The 20,071-nt window shown below is 36.4% G+C and carries 16 protein-coding genes; 5 read left to right on the plus strand and 11 right to left on the minus strand.

Features of this window, described 5'->3' with window-relative positions:
• The first annotated feature begins 1 nt into the window (after position 1).
• Together CEY12_RS00340 and CEY12_RS00345 are read left to right on the plus strand one after the other, a co-directional pair.
• Entirely contained in the window at positions 2-568 is a 567-nt protein-coding gene (locus CEY12_RS00340) for a phosphatase PAP2 family protein (RefSeq protein WP_089025799.1), read from the plus strand.
• Positions 565-1,377, plus strand: a complete 813-nt coding sequence (locus tag CEY12_RS00345; protein ID WP_089025800.1) for a tetratricopeptide repeat protein — start codon at positions 565-567, stop codon at positions 1,375-1,377. Before CEY12_RS00340 ends, CEY12_RS00345 begins: the two co-directional genes overlap by 4 nt.
• 1 nt (position 1,378) lies before the next feature.
• Here CEY12_RS00345 and CEY12_RS00350 read toward each other — a convergent pair whose 3' ends face one another.
• Positions 1,379-1,852 carry a 23S rRNA (pseudouridine(1915)-N(3))-methyltransferase RlmH gene (locus CEY12_RS00350; protein ID WP_089025801.1) on the minus strand — a complete coding sequence of 158 codons (474 nt, stop codon included), beginning with the start codon at positions 1,850-1,852 and terminating at the stop codon, positions 1,379-1,381.
• Positions 1,853-2,204: 352 nt separating this feature from the next.
• On the opposite strand from CEY12_RS00350, the gene CEY12_RS00360 reads away from it, so the two are divergent.
• Both CEY12_RS00360 and CEY12_RS22165 read left to right on the plus strand, forming a co-directional pair.
• Positions 2,205-3,170, plus strand: coding sequence for a YihY/virulence factor BrkB family protein (locus tag CEY12_RS00360; protein ID WP_089025803.1), 966 nt, complete (start codon positions 2,205-2,207; stop codon positions 3,168-3,170).
• Between the two features lie 138 nt (positions 3,171-3,308).
• A complete protein-coding gene (locus tag CEY12_RS22165; protein WP_157676715.1) occupies positions 3,309-3,452 on the plus strand; it encodes a bacteriocin-like protein in 144 nt (47 codons plus the stop codon).
• 55 nt (positions 3,453-3,507) lie between these two features.
• Here the strand turns inward: CEY12_RS22165 and nhaA are convergent, their stop codons facing one another.
• The 3 genes from nhaA to CEY12_RS00375 all read right to left on the minus strand — a co-directional run bounded on the left by nhaA (position 3,508) and on the right by CEY12_RS00375 (position 7,389).
• Positions 3,508-4,701 (minus strand): Na+/H+ antiporter NhaA, encoded by a 1,194-nt coding sequence (gene nhaA, locus CEY12_RS00365; protein WP_089025804.1) that lies wholly within the window; start codon positions 4,699-4,701, stop codon positions 3,508-3,510.
• Positions 4,702-4,703: 2 nt separating this feature from the next.
• The gene (locus CEY12_RS00370) at positions 4,704-6,914 is read right to left on the minus strand and encodes a RelA/SpoT family protein (protein WP_089025805.1); all 2,211 of its coding nucleotides are present in this window, start codon (positions 6,912-6,914) and stop codon (positions 4,704-4,706) included.
• 109 nt (positions 6,915-7,023) lie between these two features.
• The gene (locus CEY12_RS00375; RefSeq protein WP_089025806.1) at positions 7,024-7,389 is read right to left on the minus strand and encodes a hypothetical protein; all 366 of its coding nucleotides are present in this window, start codon (positions 7,387-7,389) and stop codon (positions 7,024-7,026) included.
• Positions 7,390-7,893: 504 nt separating this feature from the next.
• Here CEY12_RS00375 and CEY12_RS00380 point away from each other — a divergent pair.
• On the plus strand, positions 7,894-9,153 hold the full coding sequence (locus tag CEY12_RS00380) for a YCF48-related protein (RefSeq protein ID WP_089025807.1): 1,260 nt from the start codon (positions 7,894-7,896) through the stop codon (positions 9,151-9,153).
• Between the two features lie 61 nt (positions 9,154-9,214).
• Here the strand turns inward: CEY12_RS00380 and acs are convergent, their stop codons facing one another.
• From acs to CEY12_RS00420, 7 genes are all read right to left on the minus strand, one after another.
• Positions 9,215-11,146 (minus strand): acetate--CoA ligase, encoded by a 1,932-nt coding sequence (gene acs / locus CEY12_RS00385; protein WP_410493972.1) that lies wholly within the window; start codon positions 11,144-11,146, stop codon positions 9,215-9,217.
• A gap of 29 nt (positions 11,147-11,175) precedes the next feature.
• A complete protein-coding gene (locus CEY12_RS00390) occupies positions 11,176-13,074 on the minus strand; it encodes an AMP-binding protein (protein ID WP_089029730.1) in 1,899 nt (632 codons plus the stop codon).
• 152 nt (positions 13,075-13,226) lie between these two features.
• Complete coding sequence (locus tag CEY12_RS00395) at positions 13,227-13,592, minus strand: response regulator transcription factor (protein WP_089025809.1); 366 nt, start codon at positions 13,590-13,592, stop codon at positions 13,227-13,229.
• Between the two features lie 6 nt (positions 13,593-13,598).
• On the minus strand, positions 13,599-16,295 hold the full coding sequence (locus tag CEY12_RS00400) for an ATP-binding protein (protein WP_089025810.1): 2,697 nt from the start codon (positions 16,293-16,295) through the stop codon (positions 13,599-13,601).
• Positions 16,296-16,564: 269 nt separating this feature from the next.
• Positions 16,565-16,792 carry a DUF6814 family protein gene (locus CEY12_RS00410; RefSeq protein ID WP_089025812.1) on the minus strand — a complete coding sequence of 76 codons (228 nt, stop codon included), beginning with the start codon at positions 16,790-16,792 and terminating at the stop codon, positions 16,565-16,567.
• A gap of 43 nt (positions 16,793-16,835) precedes the next feature.
• Complete coding sequence (locus tag CEY12_RS00415) at positions 16,836-18,416, minus strand: MFS transporter (protein ID WP_089025813.1); 1,581 nt, start codon at positions 18,414-18,416, stop codon at positions 16,836-16,838.
• 200 nt (positions 18,417-18,616) lie between these two features.
• Complete coding sequence (locus tag CEY12_RS00420) at positions 18,617-19,996, minus strand: porin (RefSeq protein ID WP_089025814.1); 1,380 nt, start codon at positions 19,994-19,996, stop codon at positions 18,617-18,619.
• Between the last annotated feature and the right edge of the window lie 75 nt (positions 19,997-20,071).

Raw genomic sequence — 20,071 nt, forward strand, 5'->3', positions numbered from 1 at the left:
GATGGAAGAGATAATTCAGGAAGATAAAAAGGTCTTTTTATTTCTCAATAATTTGGGGAACTCTTCATTTGATCAGTTTTGGATGTTGATTTCCAGTACATGGATATGGGTTCCGCTTTACATTATTTTTCTTTATTTTCTTTATAAAAATTACCATTTAAAATCTTTAGTATATATACTTTTATTTATATTGATTGGAACTACAGTTTCTGATCAGGTAGCAAGTATATTTAAGTATGGTGTAGCCAGATTAAGACCCTGTCATGATCCCAGTCTGGAACATTATATGAGAATTGTAAAATGTGGCGGACAGTATGGATTTTATTCTGCTCATGCTTCAAATACTTTTTTTCTGGCCACTTATTTAAGCATTTTATTAAAAGAGAAACTCAAGTGGTTTCCTTATACTATATTTGTATGGGCTGTAATTGTTTCTTATAGCCGTATATATTTAGGAGTGCATTTCCCGATAGATATTTTGGTGGGGGCGTTTGTTGGACTTTTATTGGGAGTGATATTTGGTGCGCTCGCAAAAAAAGTGATCAACAAACAAACTATAACCATATGAAAAAACATTTATTACTTGTATTATTAGCATTTAGTTTTGCTAATCTCTATTCCCAGGATGCAAAAACAGCTGAAGAATGCTTTAAAAAAGCAGATTACAAATGTGCTGAAGAGCAATATTCCAAATTAGCTGAAAAAGAGCAAATCCAGAAATATCAATCCGAATACTATAACAACTTAGGAACTTCCCAAAGAAGATTAGGAAAGACGAGTCTTGCACTTAAATCCTATGAATCAGCCTTAAGAGCCAATCCGATGTCCGCTTCCGTATATGCCAATCTTGCTTCAATAAATAGCCAGAAGGGGAATAAGCAAAAAGCATTGGAATATGTGGATAAGGGGTTACAGATTGACGCTGAAAATGTAGATATGTACTTAACCAGGTCTAAAATCTATGACAGCCAGGGAAAGAAAGAGCTGGCAATTAAAGATCTGAACCAAATTTTAAGTTTTGCACCAGATAATATTTATGCAAGAACAGGATTAGCCAATTTAAAAAAGAATAATGGGGACCTTGAAGGTGCTTTAAAAGATTATAATCAACTCTTATCCGAAAAACCTGAATCTTTGCTGTATAATGGCCGTGCAGATTTATACCTTAAAATGAAGAAATCAAAAGAGGCTTTGGTAGATATTAATAAAGCCATTTCAATCGATCCTAAATTTTCACAATCTTACGTCACCAAAGCATTAATTTTATTTGATACCTCAAAACCTAAAGAAGCATGTACTAATCTGGAAAAAGCCGTATCTCTGGGATATGAGAAAGCTCTTTTGTCTGATCACTTTGCCAAATGTCTAATAAAATAGATTAGTCATTATGATAAGGTTTTCCCTGTAAAATCTGATCTGCCCGATACAATTGTTCAACGATAAACAGCCGGATCATCTGGTGAGTAAATGTCATTTTAGATAATGACATTTTTTCGTTAGCTCTGCTGTATATTTCCTCTGAAAAACCATAAGCCCCACCTATTAAAATATGCACTTTTTTAACTGATGAACTCATCCATGTATCCATTTTCTGTGCAAATTCTCTGCTCGTAAATTGTTTTCCCCTTTCATCAAGGATAACCACGGAATCATTTTTGTCGATATGATTCATGAAAAGTTTCGCTTCTTCTTTTTTCAGAAGATCTGCAGAAAGGTTTTTGGTATTTTTGACGTCAGGAATTTCTATGATCTCAAAATTCCAGTGTTTAGGAAGGCGGGTAAGATAATAGCTGATCAGGGATGTAATTTCTTTATCATCTGTTTTTCCAATACACAGTAAGCTGATTCGCATGGGATGTAAGCATGTTTAATACTGCAAAGATATTCATAAATAAAAGAATTATCAGATGTTTCTTTATCCCTTTTTATATGCTTTTGGGAGCAGGTATAAATACCATAGATTTAGGCAAGTCTAAAAAAAAACGTATTTTTACATAACCAACATCACAGGATGAAGCCGAACCCTATTCCTTATCTATTTTTATATTTTCCATTAACTTCTTATAATCAGGAAGTTATTTTTGGTGAAAATAAGTACAAGGAAGAAGAAAAGGATAGCAAAATTTCGATTATTTCCAGACAGAGTTCTGGTAATGATTTTTTTGCACTTCATTTTAATAAAAAGATAATACCTTAAAATAATTATGAGTATAAAAGTTCCTGGTTTTATCTTAAAGATTCAAGAATTCTTAGATGATATCCATATTCCGGTTCTGGGAATATCACTCTGGCAGATGTTTCAGATTTATATCTCCGGTATTTTTAAGGACAAAATAGGCAGAAAAGCAGCTGCAATTTCATGGAGTTTTACGATCAGTTTATTTCCTTTTTTGCTCTTTTTACTTTCTATTTTACCCTATATGCCTCATTATGATAAGCTGCATTTTTATATTTTTGAAGTACTGATCCACAATGTTTTTCCTTCCAATATGGAAACCGATGTGAGAGGGTATATTGAAAAAAGTATTATCCCCAATATGAGGGGAATCAGCAATTTAACAATTGTTCTTGCTTTGGTTTTTGCTACAAATGGTACTTTTTCTCTGATCAATGGGTTCAATGAGAACTCTGATGAAAAACTTACAGATGTAAAAGAGTTTATTTTATCATTCTTTATTACAATTGGTTTTATAACCATCGTATTTCTGGCTCTTTTTGGAGTTTATTATGTGGAAGTCGTGCTTAAATTATTTACACCTACTCACAATGTTTCTTGGCTGGTAAACAATCTTTCCAAAATAATTGGGTTTGTGTCTTTTCCGTTATTTTATTTTATTCTGTTAGCCATGTTTTACTGGTTAGGAACCGTAAAAATAGCGAGATTCAGACAGGCTGTTCCCGGAGCTATTTTGACGACCGTTCTTTTTGTCCTTACCACTTATATTTTCGCTATTTATGTAAAAGATATTGCAAGGTATAATGTATTATATGGCTCTATTGGGAGTATGATCCTCTTGATGGTATGGGTAAATGTGAATGTGTATCTTCTATTATTTGGGAATGAACTTAATATGGCTATACGAAAACTTAGAATAGAAAAGCTTTTATCAGATGAACTTCGTAAGGAGGAGGGGAGTGATTATCCGGCAAATAGAATGGATAATAATTAATTAGATGGGCTATTTTTTTAAGTTTTATATTTTAATAATTCAAAAATTATAGAATTATTTCTTTTTTATTGAATTTTATATTAATTTAGTTTGTAATAAAGAATTTATAATTCTCGTACAAATACCAAATAATTTATTATGAAAAACATTAAAAAATTAACAAGAAACGATCTGAAAATCGTAAAAGGAGGATTAGCCTGTAGAACAGGAGATGATTATTGCCCAGGAAGCAGCTATTGCTGTAATGGACTTTGCAGGTTACCTACCTATGTTTGTCCTTAGTTAAACCTTAAAAAAGTAAAGGAGAGCATCGCATGATGCTCTCCTTTTTTATATTTTAAATTGATTGCTCATTATCTTCATTGATAAATCTGTCTTTTTTGGAACTGGCGCTCAATATGATCACCCCTGAAATTGCAGATAAGAATGATGCAATTAAAATCGCGAATTTTGCTTCATCCTGAATTTCATATTGCTCTTTAAATGAAAGTAGGGCAATAAAAATAGACATTGTAAAACCTATTCCAGCAAGCAGTCCTACTCCAAACATATGTCCCCAGGAGCTGTTATGTGGTAGTGAACTTATCTTAAGTTTAATAGCGATGAAGGAAAATAAATTGATTCCAATGAGTTTTCCTAGAACCAAACCTCCAATAATCCCAAGTCCTAAAGTACTTACCAGACCCTCTACCATTCCATTATGAAATGCAATATTGGTATTTGTTAATGCAAATACGGGCATGATCATGAAACTAACGGGTACATGTAATGCATGTTCCAGTTTTTCCAGGGGAGAAATTGTTACGTTGGATACATTGGTTGGAATGGACAAAGCGAGTAATACCCCCGCAATTGTAGCGTGAATCCCTGAATGGTGTAGGAAATACCACAAAAATAACCCGGGAATAATATAGAAAATAAGTTTTGTAACTTTTAAAATGTTCAAAAGAAATAAAAGAATGACAATTCCAAGTGATACAAGCAGATATATCCAGTGGATCTGATCTGTATAAAATATAGCAATCACTAAAATAGCACCCAGGTCATCAACGATCGCCAGGGCTGCAAGAAAAATTTTTATAGAGTTGGGAATTTTACTTCCCAGCATAGAAATCAGTGCCAGTGAAAATGCAATATCAGTAGCCATAGGAATTCCCCATCCATTGCTGTATTCAGTTCCTGAGTTGAAAAGAGTATAGATTATTGCCGGCACAAGCATTCCCCCAACAGCTGCAAAAATAGGAAGTGAGGCATTTTTAAAAGAAGAAAGCTCGCCTTCCACCAATTCCCTTTTTATTTCAAGTCCTACCAGGAGAAAGAAAATTGCCATAAGACCATCATTAATCCAAATATGTATGGGGTATTTAAGATCAAAAAGAGAAGTGCCTATTTCATAATGAAGTAAATGTTGAAAACCTTCTCCTAATGATGAATTTGCAATTAATAAAGAGACGGCTACACAAAAAATAAGGATGATTCCTGAAGATTGACTGCTATTGAAAAATCGTTTAAAATAAATAGATAAATTCATGTCTAAGATTGTAATCGTCTCACTCTTGAAACTCCGTTAATATTTTTAAGCTTTTTAAAGGTTTCTTCCAATTGGCCTTTATTTTTAACTTCGAGAATGATATTCCCCATAAATACTCCGTTATTGGATTCGATGGATAAGCTTTTCATGTCCATTCCCATCGTACCGCTGATGACCGCAGTAATATCGTTGATCATTCCCATTCTGTCTAAGCCTTCGATCTCAATCTTAACTCTGTTTTTAAAACTTTCAGCGTTGACCCATTTGGCGGGAATAACGCGGTAATCGTATTGTGCCCGAAGATTAATAGCGTTGGGACAATTGTCGCTGTGTACTTTGATACCATCGGAAATTGTAATAAATCCAAAAATCTTATCCCCTGGAATCACGGTACAGCATTTTGCATAGCTGTAATTCAGTTTTTCTTCATCCTTTCCAAAGACGATCATGTCCAGGTTCTGTTCTTTTGGTTCTTCGTAGTGAACATTTTTATTAGGAGATTTTCTGAACCTTGAAAGTAAGTTGTTGAATACATTTTTACTTTCTATATATTTCCGAAGACTGCTTACATCCAGCTCATTGCTCTGGAACTTTAAAAATAATTCCTGTGACGTTTTTAAATTAAAGAACTTTTGAAGTTTATTGATCTCCTCGTCATTAAAATTAATTTTTGCATGACGAAGTTTTCGCTGTAAAATCTCTTTTCCTTCTTCTACCAATTGGTTCTTTTGCGAATTCAAATAGCTTTTGATCTTAGACTTCGCTTTAGAGGTGACTACAAATTCCAGCCAGTCGGATTTTGGTTTTTGATTTTGGGAAGAAAGAATGTCTACCTGATCTCCATTTTGAAGAACATAGGAAATCGGGACCAATTTCCCGTTGATTTTGGCTCCTAAACATTTCATTCCTAAATCGGAGTGTACAGAAAAGGCAAAATCTAATGCAGTAGCATTGGTAGGCAGGATTTTAATTTCACCTTTTGGAGTGAATACAAAAACCTCTTTGGAATATAAATTAAGTTTAATATTATCTAAAAGTTCAGAAGTAGAAAGATTCTGTTGTTGCTCCAGAACATCACGGATTTCGGTTACCCATCTTTCAAAATTTCTGTCATCTGTACTTTGCTTGTACCCTTCCTTGTACTTATAGTGAGCTGCTACCCCTTTTTCTGCGATCTCATCCATTCGTTCAGAACGGATCTGTACTTCGATCCATTTTTTGTCCGGACCAAGAACGGTGAGGTGTAGACTTTCATAACCTGTAGAACGGGGCTGTGTGATCCAGTCACGCATTCTGGATGGGTTACTGTGGTAAACATCTGTTACAATTGAATATATCTTCCAGGCCAGAAATTTCTCATTCTTAGCATCAGATTTATAAATGATCCTGATCGCATAATTATCGAAAACCTCTTCAAAAGAAACACCTTGTTTTAGCATTTTCCTATAGATGGAAGAAACCGCTTTTGCACGGCCTTTTATGCTGAAATTCAATCCTTCCTCCTTTAATCTCTCAGAGACCTCTTTTTTGAATTCTTCAATATATTTTTCGCGGTTTTCTTTAGCAAGTTCCAGCTTTTCGGTGATCTCATTAAAAATCTCCGGATTATTATATTTTAAAGAAAGATCTTCAAGTTCGGATTTAATATTGTACAATCCCAGACGGTGGGCCATCGGAGCATAAATATAGACTGTCTCAGAAGCAATTTTCTTTTGTTTGTCCGGAGTCATGCTTTCTAAGGTTCGCATATTGTGGAGGCGGTCCGCAATTTTGATCAAAATAACCCTGAAATCTTCGGAAAGTGTAAGCAGGAGTTTTCTGTAGTTTTCAGACTGAACAGAAATATTCTGATGATTCATGATGGATATCTTTGTCAATCCATTCACTATATTGGCTATTTTTTCACCAAATATTTTTTTGATATCCTCATAGGTATAGTCTGAATCTTCAATAACATCATGGAGCAGTGCGCAGGCAATAGAAGTTGCTCCCAAACCTATTTCCGTTGCCACAATTTTAGCTACCGCAATAGGGTGATAGATGTAAGGCTCCCCTGATTTTCTTCTTTGATCTTTGTGTGCATCTAATGCAATATCGAAAGCTCTTCGGATGAGTTTATTGTTTTCCTCATCCAAAGTTCTGTAAGTATTAGAAATCAGATCTTTATATCTTGCAAGTATTTCTTTATTCTCCTGTTCTAAGTCGTAACTCATTTGTGTAAATGCCTATAATCAAACGAAAATACGAAAATTTTCCCACTTCTCAATCACAAAAAAATCCGCAGAAAATTCTGCGGATTTCCGGTTATTAGATTTTAGTTTATTAGAATTTTACCTCGGAATCAATGCCGTGGCTTGAACCTTTGATTTTGACATCCGGGCTGTTATGGATTTCTGCTCGATTTCGGGCATCAATGTATTTTTTTATATTATGATAGTCTGCCTGTTCAATTCCCATATTTTCAAATAAATAGGTTTTTACAACAGCATTTTGAGTAAAAATATCTCTTGCATTGTCAGTCTGATCAGGATCGTTTACGGCAACGCTCGCTAAATATTGTGAGCTTTGATGATGATCATCGAGATATACGATATAGTCTGAGTTTCCAAAACCGGAACTTTCCAGGTCCGTTTCGAGTTTCTTATAGTCACTGTGAGATTGAAATAATCCGGCTAATATTTTTGTCATGATCGTGTGTTTTAAATTGTACTTAAAGGTAATAATTAAATTTCAATTTATTTGAATAAAATTCAATAAAATTCCGATTATATTGTTTTATCTATATTTTAATACGGTCACATTTGATGATTTCTATCAATCAGTTGTTTGAATTTGTGATTTTGAAATAATTTAAAATTGCTTATAGTTGAGTTAACGGTCATATGCTTTAACAAGAAAAATTTTATTTATCAGAAAAGAATGTAATAGATTGAGAGTGTGGTTTGTTTTACTATTATTAATTGTTTTGTGTAAATCAAAAAATCATTGATTCTGATCCGTATTTTTCTTTTAGTGAAGATGATCGTACAATGTACAAATCTTAGTTGTATCTAATCTCAAAGAGGATATTAGTGAAATTTTACAAAAACAAAAGGATCTTGTAGAAAGTAAATAGATGTGATTTATTTTTTTTACAATATTGTATAACCTGAGTCAAAAAAAACTAATAATAAATTTTAAAATAACTATACCATGATCAGAATTTTAATTGTTTTTTCTTTGTTATCATCGCTATTACCGGCACAAACATACAGCTGGACCCCATTTTCTTATCCACCAGAAAGTGGGGGCGGAAGATATGATGATGTATTCTTTCTTAATGAAAATCTTGGCTGGGCCGCACGGGGTGGTAATGGGGCTGTTTTCAAAACAACAGATGCCGGAAATACCTGGATCCAGCAGACGGTAAGTTCTACTCCGGGAGAGTATTACAGAAATATTGAATTTCTAAATGAGAATATTGGTTTTTTAGGAACCCTAAACAATAATTTTTATAAGACAGCAGATGGAGGGAGCACATGGCAAAGGGTTAATAATATCTCTCCATATCCCCAGGGCATCTGTGGCCTGGATTGTGTGGGGACTTCTACGGTCTACGGCTGTGGAGCATGGTTTTATCCTGCCTATATTATAAAATCAACAGATAGTGGGAATACATGGCAATATATTGATATGTCTGCATATGCAACAGCTTTAGTTGAAATTACCTTTGTTGATGAAAATACAGGCTTTGCAGCTGGAAGTGATGATGATGGAGCGGTCATTCTCAAAACAACGGATGGAGGCGTAAACTGGACAAAAATTTATAATAGCAATATTCCGTTTGAGTATGTCTGGAAACTACAGCTTTTAGATAATAAAATATTTGGATCTATTGAAGCGGAAGCACCGAATACCGGAAAGTTAGTGAAATCGTTAAATGGAGGCCTTACCTGGGAAACCAGAGATTTTCCGGATACTTTTGTTCAGGCAGTTGGTTTTACTTCAGAAACTCATGGCTGGATGGGTGGTCATAATACAGGGTTCTATGAAACTTTTAATGGTGGGGATACATGGACAAATACAGGAGTGGGGTATGCTTTGAACAGGATATTTTTTGTTAATAATAATATTGCCTATGCAGCAGGAGCTGGCATCTATAAAATGAATGTAGGTAATTTGGGAGCTCGTGAAACTGAAAGCGGTAGTGTTGAGAAAAAACTTCAAATTGATGTTGCTCCTAATCCTGTCAAAGATAAGCTGCACCTGAATATTCATTTTGAGCATTCTGACCATATTATCATTGGATTGTATGATCTTTCAGGGAAATTTTTCACGAATATTTTAAAGGATGATATCCGTGAAAAAGGACTGAAAAAATATTCCTTTGATTTTAATTATCCAAAAGGGAATTATCTGCTCAACATACATTCCAATCTTGGAAGACAATCTATAAAAATTATAAAACAATAAAGTTTTTCACAGAAAAGGCGTAGAATTTCTACGCCTTTTTATTTTAACTCAAAAAAATAGATTAACTTAATCTTTCGTTTTTGATTTCATCTACAATTTCAGGATTTAACAAAGTGGAAATATCTCCGAAGTTGCTAAAATCACCTTCCGCAATTTTTCTCAGGATCCTACGCATAATTTTTCCGGAACGTGTTTTTGGAAGCCCGGAAACAAATTGTATTTTATCCAGTTTGGCAATAGGCCCGATCTGATCTGCAATCAGCTGATTGATTTCCTTTTTCAGGTTTTCTCTTTGACGGCTTTCTCCCGTTTCCTTTAAAACAACATATCCATACAATGCATTTCCTTTAATGTCATGGGGATAACCGACGATAGCGGATTCTGCCACCGCAGGATGCTGGTTGATACTATCTTCAATGGGGGCGGTTCCTAAATTATGGCCTGAAACGATAATGACATCATCCACCCGTCCTGTAATCCTGTAATATCCGACTTCATCCCTTAGAGCACCATCTCCTGTGAAATACTTTCCTGGGAAAGCCGTGAAATAAGTTTCTTTATATCTCTGGTGATCGCCCCATATTGTTCGGGCAATTCCCGGCCATGGAAAGCGGATACAGAGGTTTCCCGTCACCTGGTTTCCTGTGATTTCGTTGCGCTTATCATCCATCAAAACAGGTTGAACGCCTGGTAATGGCAGAGTGGCGTAAGTAGGTTTGGTAGGGGTGATAAACGGAAGTGGAGAGATCATGATTCCTCCGGTTTCTGTTTGCCACCAGGTGTCTACAATAGGACATTTTTTTCTTCCCACATGATCATTGAACCAATGCCATGCCTCATCGTTAATAGGCTCTCCTACAGATCCAATAACCTTCAAGGAGCTCAAATCATGTTTGTCTACCCATTCTGCACTTTCCTTAGCCAAAGAGCGGATTGCCGTAGGCGCGGTATAAAACTGCGTGATTTTATGTTTTTCTATGACATCCCAGAATCTATCCGGTTCAGGATATGTTGGAACACCTTCAAAAATAACGGTAGTAGCGCCATTCAATAATGGGCCGTAAAGGATGTACGAATGTCCTGTGATCCAGCCGATATCTGCAGTACACCAATAGATGTCATTTTCCTGATAATTAAAGATATTCTTAAAAGTATAGGCTGTGTATACCATATATCCGGCACAGGTGTGGAGCATACCTTTTGGTTTTCCTGTAGACCCGGAAGTGTAAAGAATAAACAAGGGGTCTTCAGCATCCATAATAATCGTAACGAAATCAGCAGAAGCCTTTTCATAGAGTTCAGACATCCAGTGATCCCTGCCTTCTTTCATTTTAATTTCATTATGAGTCCTTTTAACCACCAGTACATTTTCGACAGTTGAAGTTTTTTCAAGGGCTTCATCTACAATGCTTTTTAAATCTAATACTTTACTTCCTCTATAGCTTCCATCAGAAGTGATCACCAATTTAGCTTCACAGTCATTGACTCTTGAAGCAACGGCATTAGCGGAAAATCCTGCGAATATTACAGAATGTACTGCCCCTATTTTTGCACAGGCAAGCATGGTTATTGCCAATTCAGGGATCATCGGAAGATAAATGCAGACACGATCACCTTTTTCAATACCCATTTCTTTTAAAACATTGGCTGTTTTATTAACCCGGGTATATAATTCATTGTAGGAAATATGTTCAGCTTTTTCTTTTGGATCGTTAGGTTCCCAAATGATCGCAGTTTTATCACCTCTTTCATTCAGGTGTCTGTCGATACAGTTTTTTGTAATATTTAATTTTGCATTCTTAAACCAAGTGATCTTTGCCTCGTTCATGTCATACTTAACCACTTTACTCCATCTCTGATACCAGACAAAATTTTGATCGGCTATTTTATCCCAGAATTTTTTAGGGTTTTTAATAGACTTTTTGTATTCCTCAAAATAATGTGGTAAATCTTCTATTAAGTAATTTCTCATATCCCTTTTGTTTTTTGAAATTTGAATTTTATTGATATTTAAATTTATGTTTAATTTGTGGATTTAGCTCGGTAATCCACGATTTTTTCTTGTATTTCCTCAATGATCTGATCGTCGTCAATCGTTGATGGAACCTGAAATTCTTTACCATCCAAAAGAGTACGGATCAGTTTTCGCAGGATTTTTCCCGAACGTGTTTTGGGTAAACGCTTAACGACCATTGCATTCTTTAAAAATGCTACAGCTCCTATTTTCTCGCGAACCATTTTGATGATATCTTTTTCAAGCTCTTCTTCGGAAACAGTAGCTCCATTTTTTAAAACAACGGTTGCAAACGGAACCTGTCCTTTTAGTTCATTGTCGATTCCAACCACGGCACATTCCGCAACGTGAGGGTGTGAAGCAACAATTTCTTCCATTTCTGAAGTCGATAACCTGTGCCCGGCTACATTGATGACATCATCCACTCTTCCTGTAATAAAGAAATATCCGTCCTCATCCTGTATCGCACCATCTCCGGAGAAATAATATCCTTTGTATTGAGATAAATAACTGCTTTGAAAGCGTTCATTATCTTTCCATATTCCTGAAAGTGCACCAGGCGGGAGTGGAAGTTTAATGACCAGATAGCCTTCCTGATGAGGGTCGAGCTCAAAACCATTTTCGTCGAAGATTTTGATATCATATCCGGGAATTGGTTTTCCTGCCGAGGCTCTCTTGATGGTGTACTGATCGTCAAAGGTCATCAGTCCAAGCATAGGCCAGCCTGACTCCGTCTGCCACCAATGGTCAATTGCCGGAACTCCGATATGTTCTTTGAACCAATCCAGCGTGGCGACGTCACAGCGCTCACCTGCCAGAAATTGTTTTTTGAAATGTGAGAGGTCATATTTTTTCACCAGTTCACCATTAGGATCTTCTTTTTTGATCGCCCTGATCGCGGTTGGAGCAGTGAACATTGCTGAAACACGATATTCTGAAATGATCCTCCAGAAGGTTCCGGCATCGGGAGTCATAATAGGTTTTCCTTCAAAAATAATGGTGGTATTACGGTTTAATAATGGTCCATAAACAGAGAAACTGTGGCCCACGGCCCATCCAAAATCAGATGCTGCCCAGTAGGTTTCTCCCGGCTCAATACCGTATATATATTTCATGGAAAATTTTAAGGCGGTAGCATAACCACCTGTATCCCGGGTAATTCCTTTGGGTTTTCCTGTTGTTCCTGAAGTATATAATAAATAAAGTGGGTGGGTGGATCCAATAGAAATGCATGGTGTAGGGGAGGATTTCTGAACAAGTTCTTCATAATCTATCAGTCCTTCAAACATTTCATCCTGATTGTCAACCAGTTTTCGGTTGTACACAATAATGTGGTCTACTTTATCCTGAGCGAGTTCAATTGCTTTTTCTACCAATGGTAAATAGGGAATTCTTTTAGCGATTTCTATTCCGGCAGTAGCTGTAATAAGAGCTTTTGGCTTGCAGTCATCTATTCTTACCACGAGCTCATGGGGAGCAAAGCCTCCAAAAACTACATTGTGAATCACTCCAATCCTAGCACAGGCCAGCATCGCAAAAAGGGTTTGTGGGATCATTGGCATATAGATAACCGCTGTATCTCCTTTTTTTAAGCCTAATGACACCAGGCCTCCTGCTAATCTTGAAATCTCTTCCTGAGCTTGTTTAAAAGTATATTTCTTTTTCTGGTCAGTCACCGGAGAATCATAAATAATAGCGATCTGATCCCCAAAACCATCTTCAATATGTTTGTCGATGCATAAATAACACATATTAAGTTTTCCGTCAGAATACCATTCGGGGTAGCTGTTTTCATTTAGTGAAAGAATTTGGGTAGGAAACTCAAACCAACTTATTTCCTGAGCTTGTTCCTTCCAGAAATCTTCTTTGTTTTCTATACTTCTTTTAAATAAATCGTCTGCATTCATATCAATAATGGTGTTTGTGTTTGTCATTGCGAGCGAAGCAATCTACATAAAAATATCGCCCGAGATTGCTTCCTCATTCAGATAGGCTTAGTGACTTTGTCGCGTAAGTAATTACACTTTCAACTTTCAATTTTTAATTTTCAACTTAATTCTCACGCTTCAAACAATTCCTCAATCTGCTGCATGAGTTTCTTGATAGAGTATGGTTTGGTAACATAAGCATCTGCTCCCATTTCCAGCCCTTTTTCAATGTCTTTTGGATTGTTTTTCGCACTCAGGAAGATCACTTTTGTATTTTTCAGGCGTTCCTGCTCTTTGATTACTTCCAGGGTACTGTATCCATCGAGATTAGGCATCATAATATCCAATAGGATGACGTCAGGAACCATCGTTTTCAGAAAGTCCAGCACTTCCGTCCCGTCACGGGCAATGAATACCTCATACCCATTTTTTTTGAAGCTATATTCCAGGGACATTAAAATTTTATGTTCATCGTCTGCAATGATTATCTTTTTCATATTGTGTTATTGTTGCTTTTCAATTTCATTTTTAGTTATACTTTCCGGAAGGCTTATGGTGAAAGTTACACCCGAACCACTATTTTCGGCATATATCAAACCGCCATGTGCTTCAACGATCTGTTTTGAAATAGCAAGACCAAGTCCGCTTCCTGTTTGTTTTAAAATATTCTGATTTTTAGATTGATAAAACTTGTTGAAGATCATTTTCAGATCTTCTTCAGGAATTGTTTTTCCGGTATTAAATATAGTTATGATCAACCTGTCTTCCCGTATAGAAAACTCAGTTTGTATTGTTCCCTTTTCATCTGCAAATTTGAGGGCATTTCCCAGGATATTCTGAAATAACTGAATTAATCTTGCTTCATCATATTCAAATACGTGGTTGGTCAGTAGGTTTACATCTTTTACATGGATATCTTTTTGCTGTATCAAGTGAAGAAGTGGGTTGAGAGCTTTTCTATAAGTTTCATTAATATTATTTTGCCTGATATTCAGGGCTATTTCCCCATGTTCTAATTTATCAAGATATAGAATATCATTAATGATTTCACTTAAACGGTCAGATTCTGTAATAATATTGTTTAAAAACTCTTTTTTGATATCCAAAGGAATATCATCGTCATCGGCCAAAATCTCTCCGGCCGAACGAATTGCTGTGATGGGTGTTCTTAGCTCATGAGCAACAGAATCCAGGAAATCATCTTTCTGACGATCTTTGATCATTAAGCTCTCGTTGGCTACCGTTAGCTCTTCGGAAAGTTGCTTGAGTTCTTCTGATTTTTCAGTCAGCTTTTTATTTAAAATGATATTCTCTTTTGATTCTTCTAAAATATTCAAAACCTCCTTTAAAGATATTTTATCTTCCTTGGTTACCCCTTCGATCAGTATTTTTGCTGAAGCCGTCCCAATTCTTCCAGCCAAAAGATTTTCAGAAAACTTGATAAACCTTGAGTCGGCAGTTTCGGTTTGTGAATCAATGTTATATTTTAAATTAAAGATCCTTAAGGCCTGTTCTGTTTTCTTCTTACCTAAAAACCGTTCCAGAATATTTTTAATATCTGAAACATAAGCAGTACCGCGCCAGATAAAAGCATTCTCATGGTTTTGAATGTATTTGTCGACATCTACATAGAGTTCTGCAAAATTTCTTTCCCTGTAATTTCCCTTGACACTGACTGAAATAATGGTAAATAATCCTGTATTAGTTAATAGGGACCAGAAGAAAATCTCAGGGATTCTGCTTAAATAAGGAATTCTAAAAACATCAAAAATATGATAGATATCTCTTAGGACTCCTTTGAGTTCCTGATTATAAGAAAAATAATATTGCGGAATGATTAATCCGAAATAACAAATTGCCAATCCTGCAAGAAGTCCGATTAAGGCTCCTTTGTAAGTTCCTCTGCGCCAGAATAAAGCACCGAAAAAAGCGGGGGCTAATTGGGCGATTACCACAAAAGAGATCAGTCCTACAGAGTCCAGTGAAGTTTTAAGGATGAAATATTTGTAAAAGGCAAAAGCCATAATAATCAGAGCAAAAATGCTTATTTTCCTGATATTAGTGATGTTTCTGGTGTTTTGGGTTTCGCTTTCAGATTTAAATTTTCCAAGAAGGCCATAGGGAATGATGAGGTTGTTGGAAAGCATAATCGATAAAGTGATAGCCGATATAATGATCATTGAGATGCAGGAACTCAGCCCACCCAGAAAAACCAAAACGGTGATCAATGAATTGTCGAAATGTTGCGGAATTAATATAGAATAAAACTCAGGATTTACATTTTGCCCATCGAAAATAAGCCTTCCACCCCAGGCGATCGGAAAAATAAAAATAGTGAAAATTAAAAGATAAAGCGGGAAAAACCAGATTGCTGTTTTTATATGTTTTTCCTGTCTGTTTTCTACAATAGCAGTGTGGAATTGCCTTGGAAGAATGCAAATAGCAGTTCCTGAAATCATGCATAAAATCATCCAGTTCAGGGCGCCTTCAATTCCGTTAAATGTATTTTTCTGTTTAAAATCTTCGAATTTACTTGCCTTTTCATAGATGTCCGAAAAGCCGTCAAAAGCAAAATAGATCACAAAAAGTCCAAGAATAATAATAAAAAATAGTTTTAAAAAACTCTCCAGAGCTATAGCGGATATAATACCAAGGCGTTTTTCTGAAGCATCTACATACCGGGTTCCATAATAGGATGAGAATAGAGCGATAAGAACAACAACGAATGTTGCATTATCAGTCAGTATATTCTGGGATGTTGCAGTTTTTGTGACCAAATGAAAAGTTTCAGAAATCGCTTTGATCTGTAATCCAATATAAGGGATGACAGCTAACAGACAGACAATGGTGATAATAGCACTGAAATTCCTGCTGTTTCCATACCTGAGAGAGATGAAATCAGCAAGGCTGCTTATTTTATTGATTCTGGAAATCCTTACAATCCTTGTATTAATGAAAATCCATGCAGGGATAACGATAATAGGTCCTACGTAAATCGGTAAGTAATTTAATCCACTTGTAGCCGCAACCCCTATGCTTCCGTAATAGGTCCATGCTGTACAGTAAACAGCCAGTGATAAAGCATAGATGTAAGGGTTGTTGATCCATAACTTGCTTTTTTTCTTTTCCGCCAGATGGGCCACCAGGAAAAGAAGAGCAAGATAGAGCAGGACTACTATAAATAAAGCGAAGCTACTCATTCATCATATTTTTTCACAATTATAAAAGATATAATGATAGAGATCATCCAGACAGCGAATATATAAATCAAAATGACAGGATAGCCAAAAGTTTCTTTGTCACTGTTAAACAACAAAGAAATGGGAATACTGAAAGCTATTAGCAGGCTAATGCTGAGGATGATCAGTTTTTGTTCGTGTCTCTTCTTCATAGGGGTGTTGATAAAAAAGATAATTGATGAATGATTACAATATAGTTCATCAATTATCTTTTACCTCTTATAATTTAATTATATTTTATCATCAGAATATTCTCCTGTTAAGGCGTAATATCCAAAAATGGCAAGTCCACCGGAAATAATTGGCATCAAAACAAAAAGAATGATAATGCCAAAAACCAGATCCTCCTGCTTTCCTGAAGTGATTTTCGGTATACCCAATACGGTAATCCCGAAATACCCCACGACTAAAGCAATTAAAATCCATAGAATGCCTAATATTTTTTTTAATCCGTTCATTTTAGTAGTTTTAAAATTAATAAAATTTTGAGTGATTCAGTGTCTAATCGTGGATATTATTATTCTTATTTTTAAGATAAAATAATCCGATCAATAAACAGACCGCTGCGACACCAATAGGATACCAGAGCCCCTGTAAATACCAGGTAGGATGTCCTGCGTCTTTTCCTGATGTTACCAGATAAGTGGCAACAGCCGGGAGTAGTCCTCCAAATACTCCATTTCCAATGTGATATGGTAGCGACATGGAGGTGTAACGAATCCTTACCGGAAACATTTCTACAAGAAATGCTGCTATCGGGCCATAGACCATGGTCACAAATATCACCTGGATAAACACCAGGAAGACCAGGTACCATTTCGTATCGTCACTCAGTTTTAAAGATTGTGACACTTTTGGTTCCTCTGCTTTCCCGTCTTTTATTACCGGACCATTGGCAGACCAATGGACGATGCTGTCCTTTTTGAGTAAAGTACCATCTGTAAACAGCGTTTCTTTATGGAAAGTAACCAAGCTGTCGGTTGCAATGTCTTTATGGATTTTAGCGGTTCTCTTTTCTGTAATTCCATTGGTAGCAACCGTCTTATTTTCGAGATTAACACTTTTGTACATGCTGTCATAGATCGGGCGGTAAGCTAAAATTGCAACCAGCATTCCTGTCATCATAATTGCTTTTCGACCTACTTTATCAGAAAGCCATCCAAAGAATACAAAGAATGGAGTGCCCAGAAGTAGTGCCGTAGCCATTAATGAATCGACCTGTGAAGATTCAACGTTCATTACCTTTTGCAGGAAGCTCATTGCATAAAACTGTCCTGTATACCAGATAACCCCTTGTCCCATGGCGGCTCCGAACAGGGCCAGCAAAACAAATTTGAAATTGTATCTATTTCCAAAGCTTTCCTTTAAAGGATTTTTGGATGTTTTACCTTCACTTTTAGCCTTTGCAAAAAGGGGAGATTCTTTCATGTTTTTTCTGATCACATAAGAGACACCCACCATTAAAATGGAGATCCAAAATGGAACCCTCCAGCCCCAACCGTCAAACTCTTCTGCTGAAAGCGTATTTTTTGTAATTAAAATAACGATCAATGAAATGAATAGTCCTGCTGTAGCCGTAGTTTGGATCCATGATGTCCAGTATCCCCTTCGATGAGGTTGTGCATATTCTGCAACGTAGGTGGCCGCTCCTCCATATTCACCTCCCAATGCTAATCCCTGTAATAACCTTAGTATCAAAACTAAAACGGGAGCCATGAATCCGATGGTTTCATAACTCGGAATACATCCGATAAGGAAAGTGGAAAATCCCATGATCAGTAAGGTAACCAGGAACGTGTATTTTCTCCCGATAATATCTCCTAATCTCCCAAAGAATAATGCCCCAAAAGGACGTACGACAAATCCTGCGGCGAAAGTAGCCAAGGTAGATAAAAATGCTGCAGTAGGATTGTCTGAAGGAAAGAATTTAGTGGCCAGAACAACAGCCAGACTTCCGAAAATATAGAAATCATACCATTCTATCAATGTGCCGAGTGATGATGCAGTAATAACACCCCAGATGGTTCTGTTTTTCTGCTTGTCGGTCATATTTTCATAGCTTTCATGATGGGTTTCGCTCATATCACTTGATTTTTGTTTGTTAATTAAATGTTTTTTTTAAGGCAAAATGGCAAATTTGCTGAATCGCTGAATTTAAATCGTTCGATTTAGTACGCCGCTGTCATTTCGAGGGTAAGAGAAATCTTAAGTTAAAATCGCAAATTTGCTAAATTGCTATTCTGCTATTTCGCCTTTTGCCTTTTCGCCTTTTCGCAAAATATTTATAAATAGATTTGAAACTGAACAATAAATTCTCCTTTTGATTTTGGACGTTCAGTAGGGTTGGTGTAGACCGGCCTTGTTGAGTATTGGGTTGTAATTTTTGCATGGTGTCCATCAATAAACCAGTTGGCGCCAACGTCGAATTGAGAGGAAGATTTATCAAAAGCTTCAAAGTTTTTGTGGGTATAAGCTGCAAAAGGCTGGATCCTGATCTTCGGTTTCTCTGCCTGGCTTGGTAATAATAAGCCTGCCTGTGCGTAGGTAATATTACCTGTTCCAATGGTCGGTTGTAAATTTCCAGGGCCGGCAATTGCTTTTTGCCCGACGAAATTAGGATCTGTTGCAGCAATGTTCATTGTACCTAAATTTCTAACATAATTAGGTCCGAATTGATAGTTATAATAACCGGCGTAGGCTGAAACGGCCATTTTATTCTTAGCATTTCCTAATGGGATATCTGCAAACGCGTCAACAGACAATAGTGTAATATCGTGTTTCTCTATGTTAGAATTTACTGAAGTTCTTGTTCCGTCTGCCTGATGATAAAAACCCGCGCCTACATTAAATACTTTTTTCGTTCCAAGGTAGGATCCAACTTTAAAGGGGAGGGTGTTGGATTCCTGATCCAGAAATTGGTATTCAACGTATCCGGCTTTAGAAAAGCTTGGATTGCCGTTATTATCTACGGCAACCGCTTTTGAAGGATCTGTAACGTTTACAGGAACCAGATCCGTTGCAAAAGGTTTGTTCAAGCTGAATCGGTATTCAAGTTTTCCATATTTTCCTTTGGCAAACATACCCAGCTGTCTTGCAAACTGATCAGAACTATCGATCAGGGGCCATGAAAAGACAGGGGAATCAAGGGTAAGAAAATTAAGTGTCGAAGCCATTGTCATCCTGGATAAACCCATATAGTAATGCAAGCCGGCTCCCAGTGTTAAACTGAATTTTCCTGCTTCTCCAGGCATAAGAACAGCATATTCATTCCAGGCATCATGAAAGAAAAGCTGGGTTTTTTTTCCGTTTCCATTTCCTCCCGTTCCGGTTGTCCCCGGTGCTCCGCCATTAATAAAAGTTTGATTATTGATTCCAAAATGAAGCAGGATCATGTATCTTTTAGTGATCTGAGCATAGGTTAATGCTCTGAGTCTTCGGTTTCCAACACTCCAGGTATTGTCTGTGGGGTCACCCCCAACCATACTGCCTGGATTCATTTGGGAGTTCCTCAACCAGAATTGATCCCATAAAATAAATCTGACAAATTTATCTCCTTCAGGATTCAGATTTATTTTTAATCCATTTCCATAATCTGGTGATCCTTGAGCGTATAGAGAATTACTGATTAGAGCTAATCCAATAAAAATGAGTATTTTCTTCATAAATTATCAATTTTTTGGCGTTAATTTTGTGAAAGCCAAATTGTAATTAATAATTTAGTTGTGAAAATTTAATAT

The organism is Chryseobacterium sp. T16E-39, assembly GCF_002216065.1.
In the GTDB taxonomy this organism is placed as follows: domain Bacteria; phylum Bacteroidota; class Bacteroidia; order Flavobacteriales; family Weeksellaceae; genus Chryseobacterium.

Coding starts and splice junctions, on each gene's coding strand:
- CEY12_RS00375 (WP_089025806.1), bottom strand. CDS start 7,389: ATGACAAAAATATTAGCCGGATTATTTCAATCTCACAGTGACTATAAG.
- CEY12_RS00380 (WP_089025807.1), top strand. CDS start 7,894: ATGATCAGAATTTTAATTGTTTTTTCTTTGTTATCATCGCTATTACCG.
- CEY12_RS00420 (WP_089025814.1), bottom strand. CDS start 19,996: ATGAAGAAAATACTCATTTTTATTGGATTAGCTCTAATCAGTAATTCT.
- CEY12_RS00395 (WP_089025809.1), bottom strand. CDS start 13,592: ATGAAAAAGATAATCATTGCAGACGATGAACATAAAATTTTAATGTCC.
- CEY12_RS00390 (WP_089029730.1), bottom strand. CDS start 13,074: ATGAATGCAGACGATTTATTTAAAAGAAGTATAGAAAACAAAGAAGAT.
- CEY12_RS00350 (WP_089025801.1), bottom strand. CDS start 1,852: ATGCGAATCAGCTTACTGTGTATTGGAAAAACAGATGATAAAGAAATT.
- CEY12_RS00415 (WP_089025813.1), bottom strand. CDS start 18,416: ATGAGCGAAACCCATCATGAAAGCTATGAAAATATGACCGACAAGCAG.
- CEY12_RS00400 (WP_089025810.1), bottom strand. CDS start 16,295: ATGAGTAGCTTCGCTTTATTTATAGTAGTCCTGCTCTATCTTGCTCTT.
- CEY12_RS00370 (WP_089025805.1), bottom strand. CDS start 6,914: ATGAGTTACGACTTAGAACAGGAGAATAAAGAAATACTTGCAAGATAT.
- CEY12_RS00410 (WP_089025812.1), bottom strand. CDS start 16,792: ATGAACGGATTAAAAAAAATATTAGGCATTCTATGGATTTTAATTGCT.
- nhaA (WP_089025804.1), bottom strand. CDS start 4,701: ATGAATTTATCTATTTATTTTAAACGATTTTTCAATAGCAGTCAATCT.
- CEY12_RS22165 (WP_157676715.1), top strand. CDS start 3,309: ATGAAAAACATTAAAAAATTAACAAGAAACGATCTGAAAATCGTAAAA.
- CEY12_RS00340 (WP_089025799.1), top strand. CDS start 2: ATGGAAGAGATAATTCAGGAAGATAAAAAGGTCTTTTTATTTCTCAAT.
- CEY12_RS00360 (WP_089025803.1), top strand. CDS start 2,205: ATGAGTATAAAAGTTCCTGGTTTTATCTTAAAGATTCAAGAATTCTTA.
- CEY12_RS00345 (WP_089025800.1), top strand. CDS start 565: ATGAAAAAACATTTATTACTTGTATTATTAGCATTTAGTTTTGCTAAT.